Consider the following 18,534-nt stretch of genomic DNA (forward strand, 5'->3'; position numbering starts at 1 on the left):
TAACCCGATCACGCCGCGCGCAGCTCACGCATGGCGGCGGCGTAGCGCCGCGCGATCCCGTCCTGGTCCACGTGGCGCCCGCCGCGCACGGCCCAGCGCCCGCCGGCGAGCACGTCGCGCACGAGATTGTCGTTGCCGCAGAACAGGAACCGGCCCAGCACTTCGCCAGTGTCCGCCCCGTCCAGGTTCGGGTGCAGGTCATCCAGCACCAGCAGGTCGGCGCGGTGTCCGACGCGCAACTGTCCGACGCGGCGCCCGGCCGCCTGGGCGCCGCCCGCCAGGGCCTGCGTCCACAGGAAGGCGGCGACGTCGCGTTGCCTGCCGTCCACGGCGATGTTGCGGCGCTGCAGGACCAGGCGCTGTCCGTACTCCAGCCAGCGCAATTCCTCGACCGGGCTGTGCGACACGTGGCTGTCGCTGCCGATGCCGAAGCGCCCGCCCGCCTGGAGATAGGGTTCCAGCGGGAACAGGCCGTCGCCCAGGTTGGCCTCGGTGGTCGGGCACAGGCCGGCGACGGCGCCGCTGGCGGCCAGCATGCCGACTTCATGGTCGGCCAGGTGGGTCGCATGCACCAGGCACCAGCGCGCATCGACCGCCACCTGCTCCATCAGGTATTCGACCGGGCGGCGGCCGGTGGCGTCCAGGCATTGCGCCACCTCGGCCTGCTGCTCGGCGACGTGGATGTGCAGCGGCCGGCCAGCCGGCAGCCCCTGCGCCAGCGCGCGCAGCTGGGCCGACGAGGCGGCGCGCAGCGAATGCGGCGCCGCGCCCGCCTCCAGCTGCGGACCGCGCAGCGGTTCCAGCGCCGCGACGATGTCCAGCACCTGGTCGGGGTCGCTGCGAAAACGCCGCTGCTCCGGCCGCAAGGGCATGTCCTGGAACCCCGCCCAGGCGTACAGCACCGGCAGCAGCGTCAGGCCGATGCCGCCGGCCTGCGCCGCCCGGGCGATGCGCAGCGCCATCTCGGCCGGCGCCGCGTACGGCGCGCCGTCCGGGGCGCGGTGCAGGTAGTGGAATTCGCACACCGCCGTGTAGCCATGGCGCAGGCACTCGGCATACAGCTGGGCGGCGATGGCCTCGACCTGGTCCGGGGAGATCCGGTTGGCGAAGCGGTACATCAGCGCGCGCCAGGTCCAGAAGCTGTCCTGGCCGTCGCCGGCGCGCTCGGTCAGGCCGCCCAGCGCGCGCTGGAAGGCGTGCGAATGCAGGTTGACCATGCCGGGCACGACGTACGTGGCCCGTTCCACGCCCGCGGGCGCGGGCGCGTCCGGCGTCGCGGCGGCCAGGTCGCCGTGCGCGTCCCATTCCAGCAGCACGTCGTGGCGCCAGCCTTCGGGCAGCAGCGCGTGGCGCGCGAACAGGGCACCGGCGGCGTTCATGCGCGCACCCACTCCAGCGCCGTGCCGAGCAGGCGCCGCAGCAGCGGCTGCACCTCGGCGGCGACGTCCGGACGCCAGGCGAACGGCGGCGTCTCGTCCATGTACAGGCACTGGCACATCTCGAGCTGGATCGCGTGCACCCCGCGCGCCGGATCGCCGTAGAAGCGCGTGATGTGGCCGCCCTTGAAGCGGCCGTTGAACACGAAGGAGAAGCGGTCCTGGGCGTTGGCGGCCTGGATCATCGCGCCTTCCAGCTGCAGCGAGCAGGACCTGCCGTCGGCGGTGCCGAAGTTCAGGTCGGGCAGGCGCCCCTCGAAGAAGCGCGGCACGCGCGACGCGATCGAATGGGCATCCCACAGCACCACCCTGCCGTGCAGCGCCAGCAGGCGTTCCAGTTCCGCGCCCAGCTGCGCATGGTACGGACGCCAGTAGCGTTGCAGGCGCCGCGCGACCTCGTCGGCGTCGGGCTCCATGCCTTCCCGGTACAGGCGTTCGCGCCCGAAGGTGTCGACCGGGCACAGGCCGGTGGTGTCCTGGCCGGGGTACAGGTTGGTGTCCTCGGGCGGGCGATTGAGGTCGATCGCATAGCGCGACCAGCGCGCCGCCAGCGTCGAGGCGCCCATCTCCTCGGCGAAGGCGTACAGCGCGGGCAGGTGCCAGTCGGTGTCGGCGCGCGCCAGGGCGCAGGGCGCCATGCGCGCCGCGATCTCGTCGGGAATGTCGGTGCCGGCATGCGGCATCGACAGCAGCAGCGGGACCGATCCCGCCTTGAACGTGTAATCCATCGTCCCTCCTGTGATTCATGTCGCCAGGCGCAGGGTGGGCATCTGAGGCCGGGGGCCTCGCATGCCCACCCTGCCATTCATGGATGCAGCACCGCGAACAGGTCCTTGCACGCCGCCGACAGCTCGCCGTCCATCACCATCGCGCGCGCGGCCTCGATGTCCGGCGCGAAGAAGCGGTCGGCGTCGAAGGCCGGCACGCGATCGCGCAGCCGCGCGTGCACGTGCTCCAGGTGCGCGGAACTCGTCAGCGGGCGGTGGAACTCGATGCCCTGCGCCGCCGCCAGCAGTTCGATGCCGACGATGACGCCGGTATTCTGCGCCATCTGGCCCAGGCGCCGCGCCGCGAACGTGGCCATGCTGACGTGGTCTTCCTGGTTGGCCGACGTCGGCAGGCTGTCGACGCTGGCCGGATGCGCCAGCGACTTGTTTTCCGAAGCCAGCGCGGCGGCCGTCACGTGGGCGATCATGAAGCCGGAATTCACGCCCGGCTCGCGCACCAGGAACGGCGGCAGGCCGGACAGCGTGGCGTCGATCAGCAGCGCGATGCGGCGCTCGGCCAGCGCGCCGATCTCGGCGATGGCCAGCGCCAGCGTGTCGGCCGCGAAGGCCACCGGCTCGGCGTGGAAGTTGCCGCCCGAGACGACCTCGCAGCGCGCCTGGCCGTCGTCGCCGAGGAACACCAGCGGATTGTCGGTGACGGCGTTCGCTTCGATCAGCAGGGTGCGGCCGGCCTGGCCGACCAGGTCCATCACGGCGCCCATCACCTGCGGCTGGCAGCGCAGGCTGTACGGGTCCTGCACGCGCTCGTCGCCGACCAGGTGCGAGGCGCGGATCGCGCTGCCGGCCACCAGTTCGCGGTAGATCCGCGCGGCCGCGATCTGGCCCGGCTGGCCGCGCACGGCGTGCACGCGCGGGTCGAACGGGGCGTCGCTGCCGCGCGCGGCGTCCAGCGACAGCGCGCCGGCCACCATCGCCGCCTCCAGCAGGCGCTCGGCCAGGAACAGGCCGTGCAGCGCCAGCGCCGTCGACACCTGGGTGCCGTTGATCAGGGCCAGCCCTTCCTTGGCCGCCAGCGTCACCGGCGCGATGCCGGCCGCGCGCAGGGCGGCGGCGGCCGGCTGCAGCTCGCCGTGCACGCGCACCTGGCCCACGCCCAGGATGGCCAGGGTCATGTGCGCCAGCGGCGCCAGGTCGCCGGACGCGCCGACCGAGCCCTGGGACGGGATCGCCGGCATGATGCCGGCGTTATACAGCGCGACCAGGGTGTCGACGATCAGCGGGCGCACGCCGGAATAGCCGCGCGCCAGGCTGCCGATCTTGGTCAGGAGGACCAGGCGCACCACGTCGTCGGCGAGCAATTCGCCGGTGCCGACGGCATGCGACAGGATCAGGTTCTGCTGCAGCCGCTCGAGCTGCTCGGGCGGGATGTGGCGCTTGGCCAGCAGGCCGAAGCCGGTGTTGATGCCGTAGGCCGGGTCGCCCTTGGCGACGATGGCCTGGACGGCGGCGGCGGACGCCTCGATGGGCGCGCGTGCGCTGGCGGCCAGCGCCAGCGTGCCGTGCGCGCTCCAGGCGGCGCGCAGGTCGGCCAGGCTCAGCGAGCCGGGTTCCAGGGTCAGTTGATGGTTCATATTACTCGTCGTGTTGCTGGATCATGGGAAGGGTGAGGCCGAAGCGCTTCGCGGTGGCGATCGCCAGCTCGTAGCCGGCATCGGCATGGCGCATCACGCCCGAGGCGCAATCGTTGACCAGTACGCGCGCCAGGCGCTTGTCGGCCGCCGCGCTGCCGTCCGCGACGATGACCACGCCCGCGTGCTGCGAGTATCCCATGCCGACGCCGCCGCCGTGGTGCAGCGACACCCAGGTGGCGCCGCCGGCCGTGTTCAGCATCGCGTTCAGCAGCGGCCAGTCGGACACGGCGTCGGTGCCGTCGCGCATGGCTTCCGTCTCGCGGTTCGGGCTGGCGACGGAGCCGGTGTCGAGGTGGTCGCGGCCGATCACGATCGGCGCCTTCAGTTCGCCGTTGCGCACCATCTCGTTGAACGCCAGGCCGGCCAGGTGGCGCTCGCCCAGGCCCAGCCAGCAGATGCGCGCCGGCAGGCCCTGGAAGGCGATGCGCTCGCGCGCCATGTCGAGCCAGCGGTGCACGCGCGCGTGCTGCGGGAACAGTTCCTTGATCTTGTCGTCGGTCTTGCGGATGTCGTCCGGGTCGCCGGACAGCGCCACCCAGCGGAACGGGCCGCGGCCCTCGCAGAACTGCGGGCGGATGTAGGCCGGCACGAAGCCGGGGAAGTCGAAGGCGTCGGCCACGCCGTGGTCGAGCGCGACCTGGCGGATGTTGTTGCCGTAGTCGACGGCCCGGGCGCCCAGGTCCTTGAAGTCGAGGATCGCGCGCACGTGGGCGGCGCAGGATTCGCCCGCGGCATGGCGCAGCTCGGCGTGGCGCGCCGGGTCGCGCTGGGCGTCCAGCCACTCCTCGACGGTCCAGCCGCACGGCAGGTAGCCGTGCACCAGGTCGTGCGCCGAGGTCTGGTCGGTGACCAGGTCCGGCACCAGGCCGCCCTCGCGGCGGGCGCGGCGCACCAGTTCGGGCAGCACCTCGGCGGCGTTGCCGAGCAGGCCGATCGACACCGCCTCGCCGCGTTCCTTGTGGTCGCGGACCATGGCCAGCGCCTCGTCGATGTCGCGCGCCTGCTTGTCGAGGTAGCGCGTGCGCAGGCGGAAGTCGATGCTGCTCTGGCGGCACTCGACGGTCAAGGACACGGCGCCGGCGAAGGTCGCCGCCAGCGGCTGGGCGCCGCCCATGCCGCCCAGGCCGGCCGTCAGGATCCAGCGGCCGCGCAGGTCGCCGCCGAAGTGCTGGCGCCCGGCTTCGGCGAAGGTTTCGTAGGTTCCCTGCACGATGCCCTGGGTGCCGATGTAGATCCAGCTGCCGGCCGTCATCTGGCCGTACATGAACAGGCCCTTGCGATCGAGCTCGTTGAAGTGTTCCCAGTCCGCCCACTTCGGCACCAGGTTCGAGTTCGCCAGCAGCACGCGCGGCGCGTCCGGATGGGTCTGGAACACGCCGACCGGCTTGCCCGACTGGACCAGCAGGGTCTGGTCGTCTTCCAGCGCGCGCAGCGAGGCCAGGATCTGGTCGAAGCAGGCCCAGTCGCGCGCGGCGCGGCCGATGCCGCCGTAGACGACCAGGCGCTGCGGATCCTCCGCCACCTCGGCATCGAGGTTGTTCTGCAGCATGCGGTAGGCCGCCTCGGTCAGCCAGCTCTTGCAGGCGAGCTCGCTGCCGCGCGGGGCGCGGATGACGCGGGTGGGATCGAAGCGCGGGTCCTGCTGGGGCGGCGTGGCGTGGGTCATGGCGATTCCTCGAAAATGGACGCGCGGGGTGCGGCGGCACCCCGACCAGGAATCAGTCTAGGTTGTCTATACAACCTCGTCAATCCATTTTTCGTGGCCGTCCCGCGCCCGGCCAGCGCACCGGCTCGTTCGGTGCGCACGGGGGCGCACCTGCGCTCATCGCTTCTTGTAGACCTGGCGGCCGCCGACCCAGGTTTCCAGCACGGCGGTCCTGGCGATGTCGTACGGCGACATCTTGAACAGGTCGCGGTCGATGACGATGAAGTCGGCGTACTTGCCGGTCTCGAGGCTGCCCAGGTCCCGTTCCTGGTGGCCGGCCCAGGCGGCATCGAGCGTGAAGCAGCGGAACGCCTCCTTCAACGACATCTCCTGCTCCGGATACCAGCCGGCGACCGGCTGGCCGCCGGCGTCCTGGCGCGTGACGGCGGCGTGGATGCCGAAGAACGGGTTCGGCGCCTCGACCGGGAAGTCGGAGCCGCAGGCGATGCGCGAGCCCTGGGCCAGGAAGCTGCGCCAGGCGTAGGCGCCCTTGATGCGGTTCGGGCCGACGCGCTGCTCGGCCATGTTCTTGTCCGACGTGGCGTGGGTCGGCTGCATCGACGGGATGATGCCGATGGCGCGGAAACGCGGGATGTCCTCGGGCGCGACGATCTGGGCGTGCTCGATGCGGTGGCGCAGCAGCGCGCCCTGCAGGGCCGGGATCTCCTTGGCGAAGGTGTCGAGGATCTGCTTGTTGCCGGCGTCGCCGATGGCGTGGACGTTGACCTGGTAGCCCTTGCGCATCGCCTTGGCGATCATCGCGTCGATCTGCTCGTTGGTATTGAACAGCAGGCCGTGCGAGTGCGGATCGTCGGTATAGGGCGCCAGCAGCGCGGCGCCGCGGCTGCCCAGCGCGCCGTCCGAGTACAGTTTGACGGCGCGCAGCGCGTACATGTCGTGGCCGTAGCTGTCGAGCGGGCCGTTCTGCGCGAGCTGGTCGAAGTCGGCGCCGGTGCCGCCGATCATCGCGTAGATGCGCGCGGTCAGCTTGCCGTGGTCGGCGTAGTCGCGGTACAGGCGGTCCTGGGCGACGCCGATGCCGGCGTCGTGGGCGCTGGTGAGGCCGACGCTGGCCATCTTCTGCAGCGCCTTGTCGAGCATCGCGCGGCCGTCCTGCTCGGTGGGCTGCGGCAGCACGTTGCGCATCAGGTCCTGCGCCGCGTCGACCAGCACGCCGGTGGCGGCGCCGCTCGCGTCGCGCACGATCTTGCCGCCGACCGGGTCCGGCGTGTCCTTCGTGATGCCGGCCAGCGCCAGCGCGCGGCTGTTGGCCCAGCCGGCGTGGCCGTCGACGCGCTCCAGCCAGGCCGGGCGGTCGCCGCTGACGCCATCGAGTTCCTGCGCGGTCGGGAAGCGGCCCAGCTTCCAGTTCTCCTGGTTCCAGCCGCGCCCACGCAGCCAGGCCGCCTTCGGCGTGGCCTTCGCGTAGTCGCCGATGGCCTTGAGCGCCTGCGGCAGCGAGGTGGTGGCGGACAGGTCGAGCTGCATCAGCATCTCGCCCAGCCCGAACACGTGGCCGTGCGCATCGATCAGCCCCGGCAGCACGGTGCGGCCCTTCATGTCGACATGGCGCGCCCGCGGCGCCTTCGCCGCGACCTCCTTGGCCGCGCCGACCGCGATGATCCTGCCGTCGTCGCCGAAGGCCAGCGAGGAAAACTGGACGATGTCCCCCCTGGCGTTCAGCGTATAGCCGTTGGCGTTGTCGATCACGGTATCGGCCAGGGCCGCGGACAGCGTCCCGCAGGAAGCGAGGACGAACAGGGAACACTGCAGGGAAAGCTGGCGCAGGCGCATCGGGGTCTCCAGTAAAGATCAGCAAACGCCGAGTGTAGCGAAATCTGCACATTGGTCAATCCACATCAAACCGGGGTCAGAGCCGGGGTCAGAGCCCGGTTTTTGGAAATGTCTCGCAAGCTTGACATTCCTCGCGCACCGATTCGCCCGGCGTTATACGGTGTCGCTCCCACCCCACGATCCCGACGCACCATGCCACGCCCGACCCGCACCGTGATGCCCGACGTCCCTTTGCATATCATCCAGCGCGGCAACAACCGGATACCGTGCTTCGGGCATCCTTCCGATTACCTGGTCTACCTCGACGTGTTGCGCGAATGCGCACAGGATTGCGATTGCGCGGTCCACGCTTACGTCCTGATGACCAACCATGTCCATCTATTGATGTCGCCGGGCGACACCGACGGGCCCAGCAGGTTGATGCAACGGCTCGGCCAACGCTACGTCCAGTATTTCAATCGCCGCCATGCGCGTACCGGCACCCTGTGGGAAGGACGCTTCCGTTCCTGCCTGGTGATGGATGCGCACTACCTGATGGCATGCCATCGCTATATCGAGCTCAACCCTGTGCGCGCGGGCATGGTCGCAACGCCGTCCGACTATCCCTGGTCGAGCTACCGGATCAATGCCCTGGGCGACGACAGCGACATCATCACGCCGCACCCGGTGTACAGCGACATGGCGGCCGACCCACCGGCACGCCAGGCGACATACCGCAAGTTCTTCGAGCAGGATCTGGCGGCCGACATGCTGGAGCAAATTCGCTATGCGAGCAACAGCAGCCGCCCGCTCGGCACGGCGCCGCCGCACCAGCCCGCGCTCATCCTTGGCCGTCCATTGACCTAGGACCATTTCCAAAAACCGGGCTCTGACCCCGGCTCTGACCCCGGTTTAGTTTTGCTCAAGTTCGCGGTCCAGCAGCGCTTGCTTGCGTTCCACGCCCCAGCGATAGCCGGCGAGCGCGCCGTCGTTGCGCACCACGCGGTGGCAGGGGATGGCGACGGCGACCGGGTTGGCGGCGCAGGCGCCGGCGATGGCGCGGGCGCCTTGCGGCATGCCCAGGCGCGCCGCCAGTTCGGCGTAGCCGACGGTGCTGCCCGCCGGGATCTGGCGCAGGGCCTGCCACACGCGCTGCTGGAAGGCGGTGCCGCGCACGTCCAGTGGCAGGTCCAGGCCGATGCGCGGCGCTTCGACGAAGGCGACCACCTGGGCCACGGTGCGCTCGAAGTCCAGCTCGGCGCCGGCCAGGTCGGCGCGCGGGAAGCGGTCCTGCAGGTCGCGCACCAGCGCGTCGGGATCGTCGCCCAGCAGGATGCTGCAGATGCCCTTGCCGGTGGCGGCCACCAGCAGCGCGCCCAGCGAGCACTGGGCCACCGCGAAGCGGATCGCCTCGCCGGCGCCGCCCGTGCGGTAGCGGCGCGGCGTCATGCCCAGCACGCCCGGCGTGGCGGCGTAGAAGCGGCCGCTGGAATGGAAGCCGGCGTCGTAGGCGGCGACGGTGACGCTGGGGGCCTGCGCCAGTCCCCGCTTGAGGCGCTCGGCGCGGCGCGCGGCGGCATAGGCCCTGGGCGTGATCCCGGTGTGCGCCTTGAAGACGCGGTGGAAGTGGAAGCGGCTCATGCCGCAGGCCGCGGCCAGGCTGGCCAGGTCCGGCGCGTCCTCGGCGGCGTCGATCAGGCGGCAGGCCTGCGCCACCGCCTCGGCCTGGCGCACGGCCAGCGGCGCCTCGCGCGGACGGCAGCGCAGGCAGGCGCGAAAGCCCGCCGCCTCGGCAGCGCCGGTGCTGGCATGGAAGGCGACGTTGGCGCGGCGCGGCGTGCGCGACGGGCACGAAGGCCGGCAGAACACGCCGGTGCTGCGCACGGAATAGTAGAACACCCCGTCGGCGTCGGCGGCGCGGGCACAGACGGCGGCCCAGCGTTCGTCGTCGGTGGCGTAGGCGGGCGCTGCGGGATGGCGGGTGGCGGTAGGCATCTCGGTCTCCAGGTTCGCGATGACGCCATCGTACGCGCCGGCGGCGCGGCGAACACTTCGGGTCTTGCTTTCGAATTCGCGCGGTGCGCGATGCTAGAATGTCCCGTCAGTGCCGCAATGACATCCCTGAATCCCGGAGAGTAGTTTGGACGAACAGATCGCGCAAGACAGCACACCGATTTTCCAGCGCATCAAGGATTACCTGGTCGGCGAAATCGCCGCCGGCCGCTGGAAGGAGGGCGACCTGGTACCGTCCGAGCAGGCCCTGGTGCGCCAGTTCGGGGTGTCGCGCATGACGGTCAACCGCGCCGTGCGCGAACTCACCGCGGAACAGGTGCTCACGCGCCGCCAGGGGTCCGGCACCTACGTCGCGCCGCAGAAGTACCAGGCCACGCTGGTCGAGATCCGCAACATCGCCGACGAGGTGCACGCGCGCGGCCACGCCCACGCCAGCCATCCGCGCCTGCTGGAACAGGGCGCGGCGAGCGAGGCGCTGGCGCTGCAGTTCGAACTGGCGCCCGGCGCGCCGCTGTTCCACTCGCTGATCGTGCACGACGAGAACGGCCAGCCGATCCAGGTCGAGGACCGCTGGGTCAACCCGGCCTGCGCGCCGGCCTACCTGGAGCAGGATTTCAGCCGCATCACGCCGAACGAGCACCTGATGGTCGCCGCGCCGCTGCAGGGCGCCACCTACAGCATCGAGGCGCTGCCGGCCCCGCGCGAAGTGGCCGAAATGCTCGGCATCGCCGTGGGCACGTCCTGCCTGGTGCTCAAGCGCCGCACGACCTCGCAGGGCCGGGTGGCCTCGGTGGTGACGATGTGGCATCCCGGCGACCTGTACAAGTTCACGGGCAGCGTCGGCTGAACGGCGTGGACGGCGCGCATGGCGATGGCGTTTCGACCATGCCGCCACATCTTTCCGTCCGGCGCAGGCACGGGCCGGCGTTTTGCGGGATAATGCGACGTTCGCCCCCGTTTCCCGCCCGCCGTGCTCCCCGTCCAGGCCCGTTCGCCAGGCCGCCGGGATTTTGCACAACGCTCACGAACACGTTCGAAAAAAATCGGTTATTATTCCGACTAATCCCCGCCTGATATTCTCTTGCAGCTCTTCCACTATTGATCTTGCGCACAATGTCTCCACCATTGTGAGGCAAACCAGTCTGACAAGCATGGGATCGGCCGGATCTGCCGAGCGGGACCGGCGACAGGGATCTCGGAAGCATCGAGATTTTCGATACCCTTTCAGGCATTAACTGACCTACCTCACATTGAGGAAAACATGAGCGAAAACATCAAACACATCAGCGATGCATCTTTCGAAACCGACGTGCTGAAGGCCGACCTGCCGGTGCTGGTCGATTTCTGGGCCGAGTGGTGCGGCCCCTGCAAGATGATCGCCCCGATCCTGGAAGAAGTGGCGAAGGAATATGGCGGCAAGATCCAGATCGCCAAGATGGACGTCGACGCGAACCAGGCCGTGCCGGCCCAGTTCGGCATTCGCGGCATCCCGACCCTGATCCTGTTCAAGAACGGCCAAGTGGCTGCGCAGAAGGTCGGCGCCCTGGCCAAGGGTCAACTGACGGCTTTCATCGATAGCAACATCTGATACACTAGTCACAGGTGGCGGCAGCGCGCCCGCACTGCCGCCTTGTCCGGAACGGATAGGCGATCGACCGGTCCCATCCACTTGATTAACCCACGCAGTTCCCTCCCCTACCTTTACTTTCCCGTCACGGGACACCCGACACATGCACTTATCTGAACTGAAGGCAATGCACGTCTCCGCCCTTCTGGAGATGGCGATCAGCCTGGATATCGACAACGCAGCCCGCCTGCGCAAACAAGAACTGATGTTCGCGATCCTCAAGAAGCGCGCGAAACAAGGCGAGCAGATTTTCGGCGACGGCGCGCTCGAGGTGTTGCCGGACGGGTTCGGTTTCCTGCGTTCGCCGGATGCGAGCTACATGGCCTCGACGGACGACATCTACATCTCGCCGTCCCAGATCCGCCGCTTCAACCTGCATACGGGTGACTCGATCGAAGGCGAAGTGCGCACGCCGAAGGACGGCGAGCGCTACTTCGCGCTGGTGAAGGTGGACAAGGTGAACGGCGAATCGCCCGAAGCCTCGAAGCACCGCATCCTGTTCGAGAACCTGACCCCGCTGCACCCGTCGGTCCCGCTGCGCCTGGAGCGCGACATGAACGGCGCGGAAAACATCACCGGCCGCATCGTCGACCTGATCTCGCCGATCGGCAAGGGCCAGCGCGGCCTGCTGGTGGCCTCGCCGAAGTCCGGCAAGTCGGTCATGCTGCAGCACATCGCCCACGCGATCACCGCCAACCACCCCGACGTCACCCTGATCGTCCTGCTGATCGACGAACGTCCCGAAGAAGTGACGGAGATGCAGCGTTCGGTGCGCGGCGAAGTGGTCGCCTCGACCTTCGACGAACCGGCCACCCGCCACGTGCAGGTCGCCGAGATGGTGCTGGAAAAGGCCAAGCGCCTGGTCGAGATGAAGAAGGACGTCGTGATCCTGCTGGACTCGATCACCCGCCTGGCGCGCGCCTACAACACCGTGATCCCGGCCTCGGGCAAGGTGCTGACCGGCGGTGTCGACGCCAACGCGCTGCAGCGTCCGAAGCGTTTCTTCGGCGCCGCCCGCAACGTCGAGGAAGGCGGCTCGCTGACCATCGTCGCCACCGCGCTGATCGAGACCGGCTCGCGCATGGACGACGTGATCTACGAGGAGTTCAAGGGCACCGGCAACATGGAAGTGCACCTGGAGCGCCGCCTGGCCGAGAAGCGCGTCTACCCGGCGATCAACCTGAACAAGTCGGGTACCCGCCGTGAAGAACTGCTGATCAAGCCGGACCAGTTGCAGAAGATCTGGATCCTGCGCAAGCTGCTGTACTCGATGGACGAGATCGAGGCGATGGAGTTCATCCTCGACAAGATGCGCGCGACCAAGAACAACGTCGAATTCTTCGACCTGATGCGTCGCGGCGGCTGATCCCAGCCGTTGGCATCCAGGAAAGGGCGAGTCGATCTCGCCCTTTTCTTTTTTATGCACGACGCTTCATGCAGGTCAACTTCTTGCGACGGTCAAGGGGAGACAATCCTTCCCGATGCCACCAAGGAGACCACGATGACCACCGACGCCGTGCACGACCTGTCCGCCCAGCGCCATGGCAACCACCAGATCGAGCGGCGCCTGACGGTCCTCGAAACCCGTTTCGACACCACCCTCACCATGTTGCCGAACAAATCCGACCTGGCGGAACTGAAAGCCGAACTGAAGGCCGACATCCACGGCGAATCCGCGCACCTGAGCAAATGGATCGCGGCCACCACCATCACCATGGCCATCGGTTTTGCCGGCATGATCGTCGCCATGCTGTCGCGCCTGCACGCCGGCTGAACGCGCCGCGCCGGTATCCGGGCGCCATCGGTTGCCTCGCGAACCAGCCTGCCTTATAATCTCCGGTTCCGTATCCAACCCTGGCAAGTGATCGGCAATCGGGTCAAGAAGCAGGTCGACCGACGAAGTGCCGTTTGGCTACCAACTTAATCAAGGCGCATCATGAAAGCTAATACCCATCCGGATTACCGCGAAGTCGTCTTCCACGACCTGTCGTGCGATTTCAAGTTCATCACCCGTTCGACCATCGCTACCCGCGAGACCATCAACTTCGAAGGCAAGGACTACCCGCTGGTCAAGATCGAAGTCTCGGCCGAGTCGCACCCGTTCTTCACCGGCAAGCACAAGATCGTCGACACCGCTGGCCGCGTCGAGAAGTTCCGCCAGAAGTTCGGTTCGGTCGGTTCGAAGACTTCCGTCGCCAACGGCTAAGTCCCGACGAGCGATCGCCAAGGAAGCCTGCGGGCTTCCAAGAAGGAAGCCCAGGGGCTTCCTTTTTTTTTGCCGCGTTTTCGCCGGCGCCGGCGCGCCGCCCACCGGCGCCGCGCCCGCCGGCGGCAGCATGCCGATGTCCCTTATACTACGCGACTCATTCCCTGCATCACTTATTACGGGATCAGTTATCGATGAAACCAGTCCGCCTTCCCGCCGCCGCCACCCTCGCCCTGCCCCGCTGGGCGCTCTACGGACTCGGCCTGCTCTATATCCTGCCGGGCCTGATCGGGCGCGATCCGTGGAAGGATGACGCCGCCAGCTTCGGCATCATGTGGACGATGGCGCACGGCGGCTTCCAGGACTGGCTGCTGCCGCACGTGGCCGGCCTGCCGATGCCGGACGAAGGACCGCTGGCGTTCTGGCTCGGCGCGCTGTGCATCAAGCTGTTCGGCTGGCTGGTCGGCGACGTGATGGGCGCGCGCATGTCCACCATCGGCATCTTCGTGATCGGCACCCTGTCGCTATGGAAGACCGCCTTCCACCTGGGCCGGCGCGCCGAGGCCCAGCCGCTGCGCCTCGCCTTCGGCGGCCAGCCCGAACCGGACGACTACGGCCGCACGCTGGCCGACACCGCGGTCCTGATCTACCTGGGTTCCCTGGGCCTGCTGCTGCACAGCCACGAGACGCTGGCCGTCACGCTGCAGGGCGCCCTGCTGTCGTGGTTCCTGTTCCGCTCGGTGCGCCTGATCGAGGACATGACCACCCGTAACGCGCTGCTGGCCGGCCTGGCGCTCGGCCTGCTGTCGCTGACGCGCGGCTTCGCCCCGCCGCTGGTGGTGATCGCGGCGCTGTACCTGTGCACCCGCCTGCTCAAGATGCCGTCGGCGCCCGTGCTGCGCCACCTGGGCCAGGCCGCCTGCGTGGGGCTGCTGGTCACCATGGTCTGGGTGCTGCCGTCGGCCGTCGTCCAGCCCTACGGCGTGTCGCCGGTCGGCGAATGGCTGGCCTGGAACGCGAGCCAGCTGAGCATCCCGGGCTGGCAATCGCTGAAGGCCTTCTTCCGCGTCGGCATCTGGTACTTCTGGCCGGCCTGGCCGTTCGCCGCCTGGGCCGCCTGGGCCTGGCGGCGCCAGCACGGGCTGCTGCACATCATCCTGCCGACCGGCTTCGTCGGCGCGCTGGCCTTGTTGATCCTGTGCGATCCGGTGCCGGAAAGCGGCGACCTGCTCAAGCTGCTGCCGCCGCTGGCGCTGATGGCCGCGTTCGGCCTGCCGACCATGAAGCGCGGCGCGATCAATGCGATCGACTGGTTCTCGGTGATGGTGCTGACCCTGCTGGGCGGCATCATCTGGCTGTTCTGGGTCGCCAAGCTGACCGGCTGGCCCGCCCAGCTCGCCAAGAACGCCCTCAAGCTGGTGCCGGGCTTCAGGCCGGAAGTGGGCATCGTGGCCGTCACCGTCGCCGCCGCCGCCACCATCGGCTGGTTCTTCCTGGTGCACTGGCGCCTGTCGCGCCAGCCCTCGGTGCTGTGGCGCGCCGTGGTGCTGTCCTCGAGCGGCCTGATCCTGCTGTGGGTACTCCTGATGACCCTATTCCTGCCGGACCTGAACTATGCCCGCAGCTACGCCAGCGTGGCCCAGCAGATCGCCGCGCGCCTGCCGGCCGACGCCGACTGCATCGACACCAACGTCGGCACGGCCCAGCGCGCCTCGTTCGCCTACTTCGGCCACCTGCCGTTCGCCCCGGTCGACGGCGGCACCTGCAGCTACCTGCTGCTGCAGGACAGCATCAAGGCGCCGACGCTGCCGGGACCGATGCAGAACGGCGCCCTGGTACGCGGCGGCGCGGCGCAACCGTTCCGCGCACGCGACTGGACGCTGCTGTGGGAAGGCCGGCGGCCGTCCGACCGCGACGAGCGCTTCCGCCTGTACCGCCGGGCCCGCTGAGCGGGCGCGCCACGACACGAGCCACCCGGGTCCGGGTGGCTTTTTTCTTTCCGCTGCGACGCCGTTCAGGCCCTGTCGCGGACGAGCGCCCGGCGCCGCAGCGCCGTCGTGCCCAGCAGGCCCAGGCCGGCCAGCAGCATGCCCCAGGTCTGCGGTTCCGGTACCGGCGAGATGGTGAAGTCGGCGCCGAACGCACCGCCGCCGGCGCCCAGCACCTGGCCGTCGACGCGCACGGCGTAGTAGCCGGCCTGCAGGCCGAACGCTTCCAGCGACCAGGAATCCGTCGGATGCTCGCCGAAGCCGGTATTGTTGATGCCGGAAATGGCGCTGCCGAGGATGGCGTTGGTGAGCGGGTCGTAGCGGTACAGGTTCAGGCCCGTGATCAGGAGGTCCTTGGTGAGCGGGGTGTTCAGGTAGGACGAGGTCACGGACCCGGCCGCGTCGAACGGCGTGCCCACGTTGAAGGTGAAGATATCGGTGAAGGTGCTGCCCGTGGTGGAAGCGGCAAAGCTGTCGCCGAAATGCGCGTTGAAGCCGCCCACGCCGTCGTCCACCGTCACGAGCGGCGCGCTGCGGTCGATGGCCTGGGCGTACGCGCCTTGCGTAACGAGGGCCGCGCCGGCCAGCAGCGAGCTCAGAACGAGAGATGTCAGTTTCATGATAGTTCCGTTGATAAGTTATCAGGGACTCACTTTCCGGGGAACCGGCGATGACGTCCTTATACCGATTCTTGGTCACAGCTTAAGTTCGACCCACCACACCCACCGTTAGATTGCGCACAAATCTCAGCCATTTTTCGCACATTCATCGGCGGGTTTCCCCATGAACTCTTGCTCTCAAAACAGTTCATTCAAGAAAAAGCAGCTTTGAGAATGATCAAATCCGAAACGGGGCGCTTGCCGACAATGGCAGGTGCGGCCAGTCGAGGCCGCTATCCGATTCCGGGAGCCCCACCATGAAGAGCGTGACGTTTTCCGACATCCAGCACATCCAGGAACGGGCGCGGCGCCTGCCGGCCGCCCTGCCCGCGCCGCGCCTGGCGGCGCTCGCGCTGACGCTGGCGCTGGGACTGGGCGCGCTGGCCACCGTCGTCCACCTGGGCGCGCCGGCCACGCCGCTGGGCTATATCGTGCTGCCGCTGCTGCTGGGCGGCCTGCTGCCGCTGGCGCGGGTGCTGCCGGGACGCCTCGAAGTGAGCACGCGCTTCTCGGCCTGCCACCTGGTCGGGACGCTGGACGAGGAAATGGACCGGCTCGGCTACGTCCCGACCGAACGCGGCCCGGGCACGGTCCGGTATCGCACGCGCGGCGCGCGCTGGCCACGGCGTCGTGCCGCCGAAGTCACCGTGGCCGTGCACGAGCACGCGCTCGAAGTCACCGGCCCGATGCCGGCGCTGCGGGCGCTGCGCGCGCGCATGGATGCCTGAACCGCCAGCGCGGGGCGCGCCACGGACGCCACGCATGGACTGGTCAGTTTGGCATGACATATGCTAAGATGCGCGCCTGCGCTTGCGCCTCTGTGGCGGAATTGGTAGACGCACTTGACTCAAAATCAAGCGCCGAAAGGCGTGCCGGTTCGATTCCGGCCGGAGGCACCACTAGCATGACGCACACCGTCTCATCCCAGCTCAAAACCCGCATCCTTCCTAGGGAGAGCGGGTTTTTTGCTATCTCTCCTCGTCTCATCTCCTCTCATCTCATCGCGACAAGATACCGTCATTTTTGGCGGTATCTCTGGCTACCGATAAACACATACCGTCACGGTGAGATGAACTATGGGATTGAGCGATACCTTCGTACGACAAGTCAAACAACTTAAACCGGCTGGGGATAAGCATAGTGATGGGCAAGGCATGTACTTGCTCGTTAACGCTGCCGGCAAATACTGGCGCCTCGACTATCGCTTCCTTGGGAAGCGCAAGACGTTGGCATTGGGGGTCTACCCCGACGTCAGTCTCGCCAAGGCGCGTGCACGGCGCCAAGAGGCGCGCGAGCTGCTTGCAGACGGCATCGATCCCGGTGCCGCCAAGCGCGATGCCAAGAATGCCAAACTGATCGCCGGCGAACACACGTTCGAGGCAGTGGCCCGTCGATGGCTCGAAAAGACCAAGTCCGAACGCGCCGCGACGACGCAGGAGAAGGTGCAGAACTGGCTGGCCAAGGACCTCTTCCCTGCCATCGGGGCGCTACCAATTTCCACCATCAAGCCTCGCGATGTGCTGGTCGCAGTCCAAAGGATCGAGGCGCGCGGCGCCAATGAATCCGCACATCGCGTCAAATCGCTATGTGGGCAGGTGTTTCGCTTCGCGGTGGCCACTGGCTTGGCGGAGCGCGATGTGACGGCCGACCTCAAAGGCGCGCTGGCATCGGTGAAAGCAAACCATTTCGCCGCGATTACAGAGCCTCATGAGGTAGCCAAGCTGCTCAAGGCGATCCACGGCTATAGCGGCCATCCCTATGCTGCTGCCGCGCTGAAGCTGGCGCCGCTGGTGTTCGTCCGCCCCGGAGAGCTGCGTAGCGCGGAGTGGGTCGAGATCGATCTGGACGCGGCCGAATGGCGCATTCCTGGACACAAAATGAAAATGCGGAACGACCATGTCGTTCCGTTGGCCACACAGGCCGTCGACATCCTGCGCGCCATGCACCGCATGACGGGGCACGGAAAGTATGTCTTCCCGAGTATCCGCACTGGAGACCGCTGCATGAGCGAAAACACAATTAATGCGGCCTTGCGCTGCCTCGGTTTCGGAAAGGATGTCATGACCGGCCATGGTTTCCGTGCCATGGCGCGCACTATCCTCGACGAGGTGCTAGAAGAGCGCGTCGACTACATCGAGCATCAACTAGCGCATACCGTCAAGGATGCGAACGGACGAGCGTATAACCGTACGGCGCACCTGCCTGCGCGTCGGGCAATGATGCAGCGTTGGGCGGACTACCTGGGTGGTCTGCGCGTTGGCGCTGACATTGTGCAGCTTCGGGCCTAACAAAACTAAATTTGAGAAATCAAAATGCTACCAGAGAGAAAAATCGGTCGTCTACCGAAGCCAGAGGTTCGCCGAGAGGTCGCAGATTTTGCTGCCGTCTGCCGTGAGGCATTGAGCAGTCCAGAAAGGCGTGCCTGTGTGAATCCTGAGGCGCCCCTAGAGGAGCGTGCCTATATACACGCTGATGAGGTACTGGAATATGCGCTGCGTGCGTTGGAAAGATTCGGCAAGCACGGCGATCATTTTCGCGCAGACTGGGACATCAACCGAATGGTCATTCGCAGCGAGGTGAGCCGCCTGCGCAAAAACGGCTTGAGCTTCGAGGAGGCGGTGGGCGCAGTGGCGGACGATCTGAATGTTGATGACCGAACGGTGAGCCGGCTCATCAGTCATGGCAAGTCGTGACACGACTTGCCAGTG

The 18,534-nt window shown here is 67.8% G+C and carries 17 protein-coding genes and 1 tRNA gene; 11 read left to right on the forward strand and 7 right to left on the reverse strand.

Features of this window, described 5'->3' with window-relative positions; translation table 11 throughout:
- Window positions 1–8 precede the first annotated feature (8 nt).
- The 5 genes from QZ749_RS00740 to QZ749_RS00760 all read right to left on the reverse strand — a co-directional run bounded on the left by QZ749_RS00740 (window position 9) and on the right by QZ749_RS00760 (window position 7,354).
- On the reverse strand, window positions 9–1,379 hold the full coding sequence (locus QZ749_RS00740; protein WP_296942227.1) for a formimidoylglutamate deiminase: 1,371 nt from the start codon (window positions 1,377–1,379) through the stop codon (window positions 9–11).
- A complete protein-coding gene (hutG, locus tag QZ749_RS00745; RefSeq protein WP_296942229.1) occupies window positions 1,376–2,164 on the reverse strand; it encodes an N-formylglutamate deformylase in 789 nt (262 codons plus the stop codon). Before hutG ends, QZ749_RS00740 begins: the two co-directional genes overlap by 4 nt.
- A 77-nt stretch (window positions 2,165–2,241) precedes the next feature.
- Window positions 2,242–3,795: a histidine ammonia-lyase gene (gene hutH / locus QZ749_RS00750; RefSeq protein WP_296942231.1), complete on the reverse strand. Its 1,554-nt coding sequence runs from the start codon at window positions 3,793–3,795 to the stop codon at window positions 2,242–2,244.
- A 1-nt stretch (window position 3,796) separates the two neighbouring features.
- Entirely contained in the window at window positions 3,797–5,521 is a 1,725-nt protein-coding gene (hutU, locus tag QZ749_RS00755) for a urocanate hydratase (RefSeq protein WP_296942233.1), read from the reverse strand.
- 156 nt (window positions 5,522–5,677) lie between these two features.
- Window positions 5,678–7,354: an amidohydrolase gene (locus QZ749_RS00760; protein WP_296942235.1), complete on the reverse strand. Its 1,677-nt coding sequence runs from the start codon at window positions 7,352–7,354 to the stop codon at window positions 5,678–5,680.
- Between the two features lie 192 nt (window positions 7,355–7,546).
- On the opposite strand from QZ749_RS00760, the gene QZ749_RS00765 reads away from it, so the two are divergent.
- Window positions 7,547–8,200 carry a transposase gene (locus tag QZ749_RS00765; protein ID WP_296942237.1) on the forward strand — a complete coding sequence of 218 codons (654 nt, stop codon included), beginning with the start codon at window positions 7,547–7,549 and terminating at the stop codon, window positions 8,198–8,200.
- A 45-nt stretch (window positions 8,201–8,245) separates the two neighbouring features.
- Here the strand turns inward: QZ749_RS00765 and ada are convergent, their stop codons facing one another.
- The gene (gene ada, locus QZ749_RS00770) at window positions 8,246–9,328 is read right to left on the reverse strand and encodes a bifunctional DNA-binding transcriptional regulator/O6-methylguanine-DNA methyltransferase Ada (RefSeq protein ID WP_296942239.1); all 1,083 of its coding nucleotides are present in this window, start codon (window positions 9,326–9,328) and stop codon (window positions 8,246–8,248) included.
- A gap of 145 nt (window positions 9,329–9,473) precedes the next feature.
- Here ada and hutC point away from each other — a divergent pair, with 145 nt between their 5' ends.
- The 6 genes from hutC (at window position 9,474) to QZ749_RS00800 (ending at window position 15,128) form a co-directional block, all read left to right on the forward strand.
- Window positions 9,474–10,193 carry a histidine utilization repressor gene (gene hutC / locus QZ749_RS00775; protein ID WP_296942241.1) on the forward strand — a complete coding sequence of 240 codons (720 nt, stop codon included), beginning with the start codon at window positions 9,474–9,476 and terminating at the stop codon, window positions 10,191–10,193.
- Between the two features lie 414 nt (window positions 10,194–10,607).
- Window positions 10,608–10,934, forward strand: a complete 327-nt coding sequence (gene trxA, locus QZ749_RS00780) for a thioredoxin TrxA (RefSeq protein ID WP_296942243.1) — start codon at window positions 10,608–10,610, stop codon at window positions 10,932–10,934.
- Between the two features lie 142 nt (window positions 10,935–11,076).
- Window positions 11,077–12,339, forward strand: a complete 1,263-nt coding sequence (gene rho, locus QZ749_RS00785) for a transcription termination factor Rho (RefSeq protein ID WP_290414478.1) — start codon at window positions 11,077–11,079, stop codon at window positions 12,337–12,339.
- Between the two features lie 135 nt (window positions 12,340–12,474).
- A complete protein-coding gene (locus QZ749_RS00790; RefSeq protein ID WP_296942248.1) occupies window positions 12,475–12,747 on the forward strand; it encodes a hypothetical protein in 273 nt (90 codons plus the stop codon).
- Window positions 12,748–12,909: 162 nt separating this feature from the next.
- Window positions 12,910–13,179, forward strand: a complete 270-nt coding sequence (locus tag QZ749_RS00795; RefSeq protein ID WP_296942250.1) for a type B 50S ribosomal protein L31 — start codon at window positions 12,910–12,912, stop codon at window positions 13,177–13,179.
- A gap of 194 nt (window positions 13,180–13,373) precedes the next feature.
- A complete protein-coding gene (locus tag QZ749_RS00800) occupies window positions 13,374–15,128 on the forward strand; it encodes a glycosyltransferase (protein ID WP_296942251.1) in 1,755 nt (584 codons plus the stop codon).
- 65 nt (window positions 15,129–15,193) lie between these two features.
- Here the strand turns inward: QZ749_RS00800 and QZ749_RS00805 are convergent, their stop codons facing one another.
- Entirely contained in the window at window positions 15,194–15,787 is a 594-nt protein-coding gene (locus QZ749_RS00805; protein WP_296942253.1) for an FxDxF family PEP-CTERM protein, read from the reverse strand.
- Between the two features lie 296 nt (window positions 15,788–16,083).
- Here QZ749_RS00805 and QZ749_RS00810 point away from each other — a divergent pair, with 296 nt between their 5' ends.
- The 4 genes from QZ749_RS00810 to QZ749_RS00825 all read left to right on the forward strand — a co-directional run bounded on the left by QZ749_RS00810 (window position 16,084) and on the right by QZ749_RS00825 (window position 18,519).
- A complete protein-coding gene (locus QZ749_RS00810) occupies window positions 16,084–16,554 on the forward strand; it encodes a hypothetical protein (protein ID WP_296942255.1) in 471 nt (156 codons plus the stop codon).
- Window positions 16,555–16,640: 86 nt separating this feature from the next.
- Window positions 16,641–16,725 (forward strand) — tRNA-Leu (locus tag QZ749_RS00815).
- A gap of 177 nt (window positions 16,726–16,902) precedes the next feature.
- Window positions 16,903–18,114 carry an integrase arm-type DNA-binding domain-containing protein gene (locus tag QZ749_RS00820; RefSeq protein ID WP_296942257.1) on the forward strand — a complete coding sequence of 404 codons (1,212 nt, stop codon included), beginning with the start codon at window positions 16,903–16,905 and terminating at the stop codon, window positions 18,112–18,114.
- 138 nt (window positions 18,115–18,252) lie between these two features.
- On the forward strand, window positions 18,253–18,519 hold the full coding sequence (locus QZ749_RS00825; protein ID WP_296942259.1) for a hypothetical protein: 267 nt from the start codon (window positions 18,253–18,255) through the stop codon (window positions 18,517–18,519).
- Window positions 18,520–18,534: the final 15 nt, after the last annotated feature.

The organism is uncultured Massilia sp., assembly GCF_913773735.1.
In the GTDB taxonomy this organism is placed as follows: domain Bacteria; phylum Pseudomonadota; class Gammaproteobacteria; order Burkholderiales; family Burkholderiaceae_D; genus Telluria.

What these genes read in the sequence shown, in the direction of transcription:
- rho (WP_290414478.1), top strand. Translation starts at nt 11,077, where the DNA reads ATGCACTTATCTGAACTGAAGGCAATGCACGTCTCCGCCCTTCTGGAG.
- QZ749_RS00805 (WP_296942253.1), bottom strand. Translation starts at nt 15,787, where the DNA reads ATGAAACTGACATCTCTCGTTCTGAGCTCGCTGCTGGCCGGCGCGGCC.
- QZ749_RS00765 (WP_296942237.1), top strand. Translation starts at nt 7,547, where the DNA reads ATGCCACGCCCGACCCGCACCGTGATGCCCGACGTCCCTTTGCATATC.
- QZ749_RS00820 (WP_296942257.1), top strand. Translation starts at nt 16,903, where the DNA reads ATGGGATTGAGCGATACCTTCGTACGACAAGTCAAACAACTTAAACCG.
- hutG (WP_296942229.1), bottom strand. Translation starts at nt 2,164, where the DNA reads ATGGATTACACGTTCAAGGCGGGATCGGTCCCGCTGCTGCTGTCGATG.
- QZ749_RS00800 (WP_296942251.1), top strand. Translation starts at nt 13,374, where the DNA reads ATGAAACCAGTCCGCCTTCCCGCCGCCGCCACCCTCGCCCTGCCCCGC.
- ada (WP_296942239.1), bottom strand. Translation starts at nt 9,328, where the DNA reads ATGCCTACCGCCACCCGCCATCCCGCAGCGCCCGCCTACGCCACCGAC.
- hutH (WP_296942231.1), bottom strand. Translation starts at nt 3,795, where the DNA reads ATGAACCATCAACTGACCCTGGAACCCGGCTCGCTGAGCCTGGCCGAC.
- QZ749_RS00790 (WP_296942248.1), top strand. Translation starts at nt 12,475, where the DNA reads ATGACCACCGACGCCGTGCACGACCTGTCCGCCCAGCGCCATGGCAAC.
- hutU (WP_296942233.1), bottom strand. Translation starts at nt 5,521, where the DNA reads ATGACCCACGCCACGCCGCCCCAGCAGGACCCGCGCTTCGATCCCACC.
- QZ749_RS00760 (WP_296942235.1), bottom strand. Translation starts at nt 7,354, where the DNA reads ATGCGCCTGCGCCAGCTTTCCCTGCAGTGTTCCCTGTTCGTCCTCGCT.
- trxA (WP_296942243.1), top strand. Translation starts at nt 10,608, where the DNA reads ATGAGCGAAAACATCAAACACATCAGCGATGCATCTTTCGAAACCGAC.
- QZ749_RS00810 (WP_296942255.1), top strand. Translation starts at nt 16,084, where the DNA reads ATGAAGAGCGTGACGTTTTCCGACATCCAGCACATCCAGGAACGGGCG.
- QZ749_RS00740 (WP_296942227.1), bottom strand. Translation starts at nt 1,379, where the DNA reads ATGAACGCCGCCGGTGCCCTGTTCGCGCGCCACGCGCTGCTGCCCGAA.
- QZ749_RS00795 (WP_296942250.1), top strand. Translation starts at nt 12,910, where the DNA reads ATGAAAGCTAATACCCATCCGGATTACCGCGAAGTCGTCTTCCACGAC.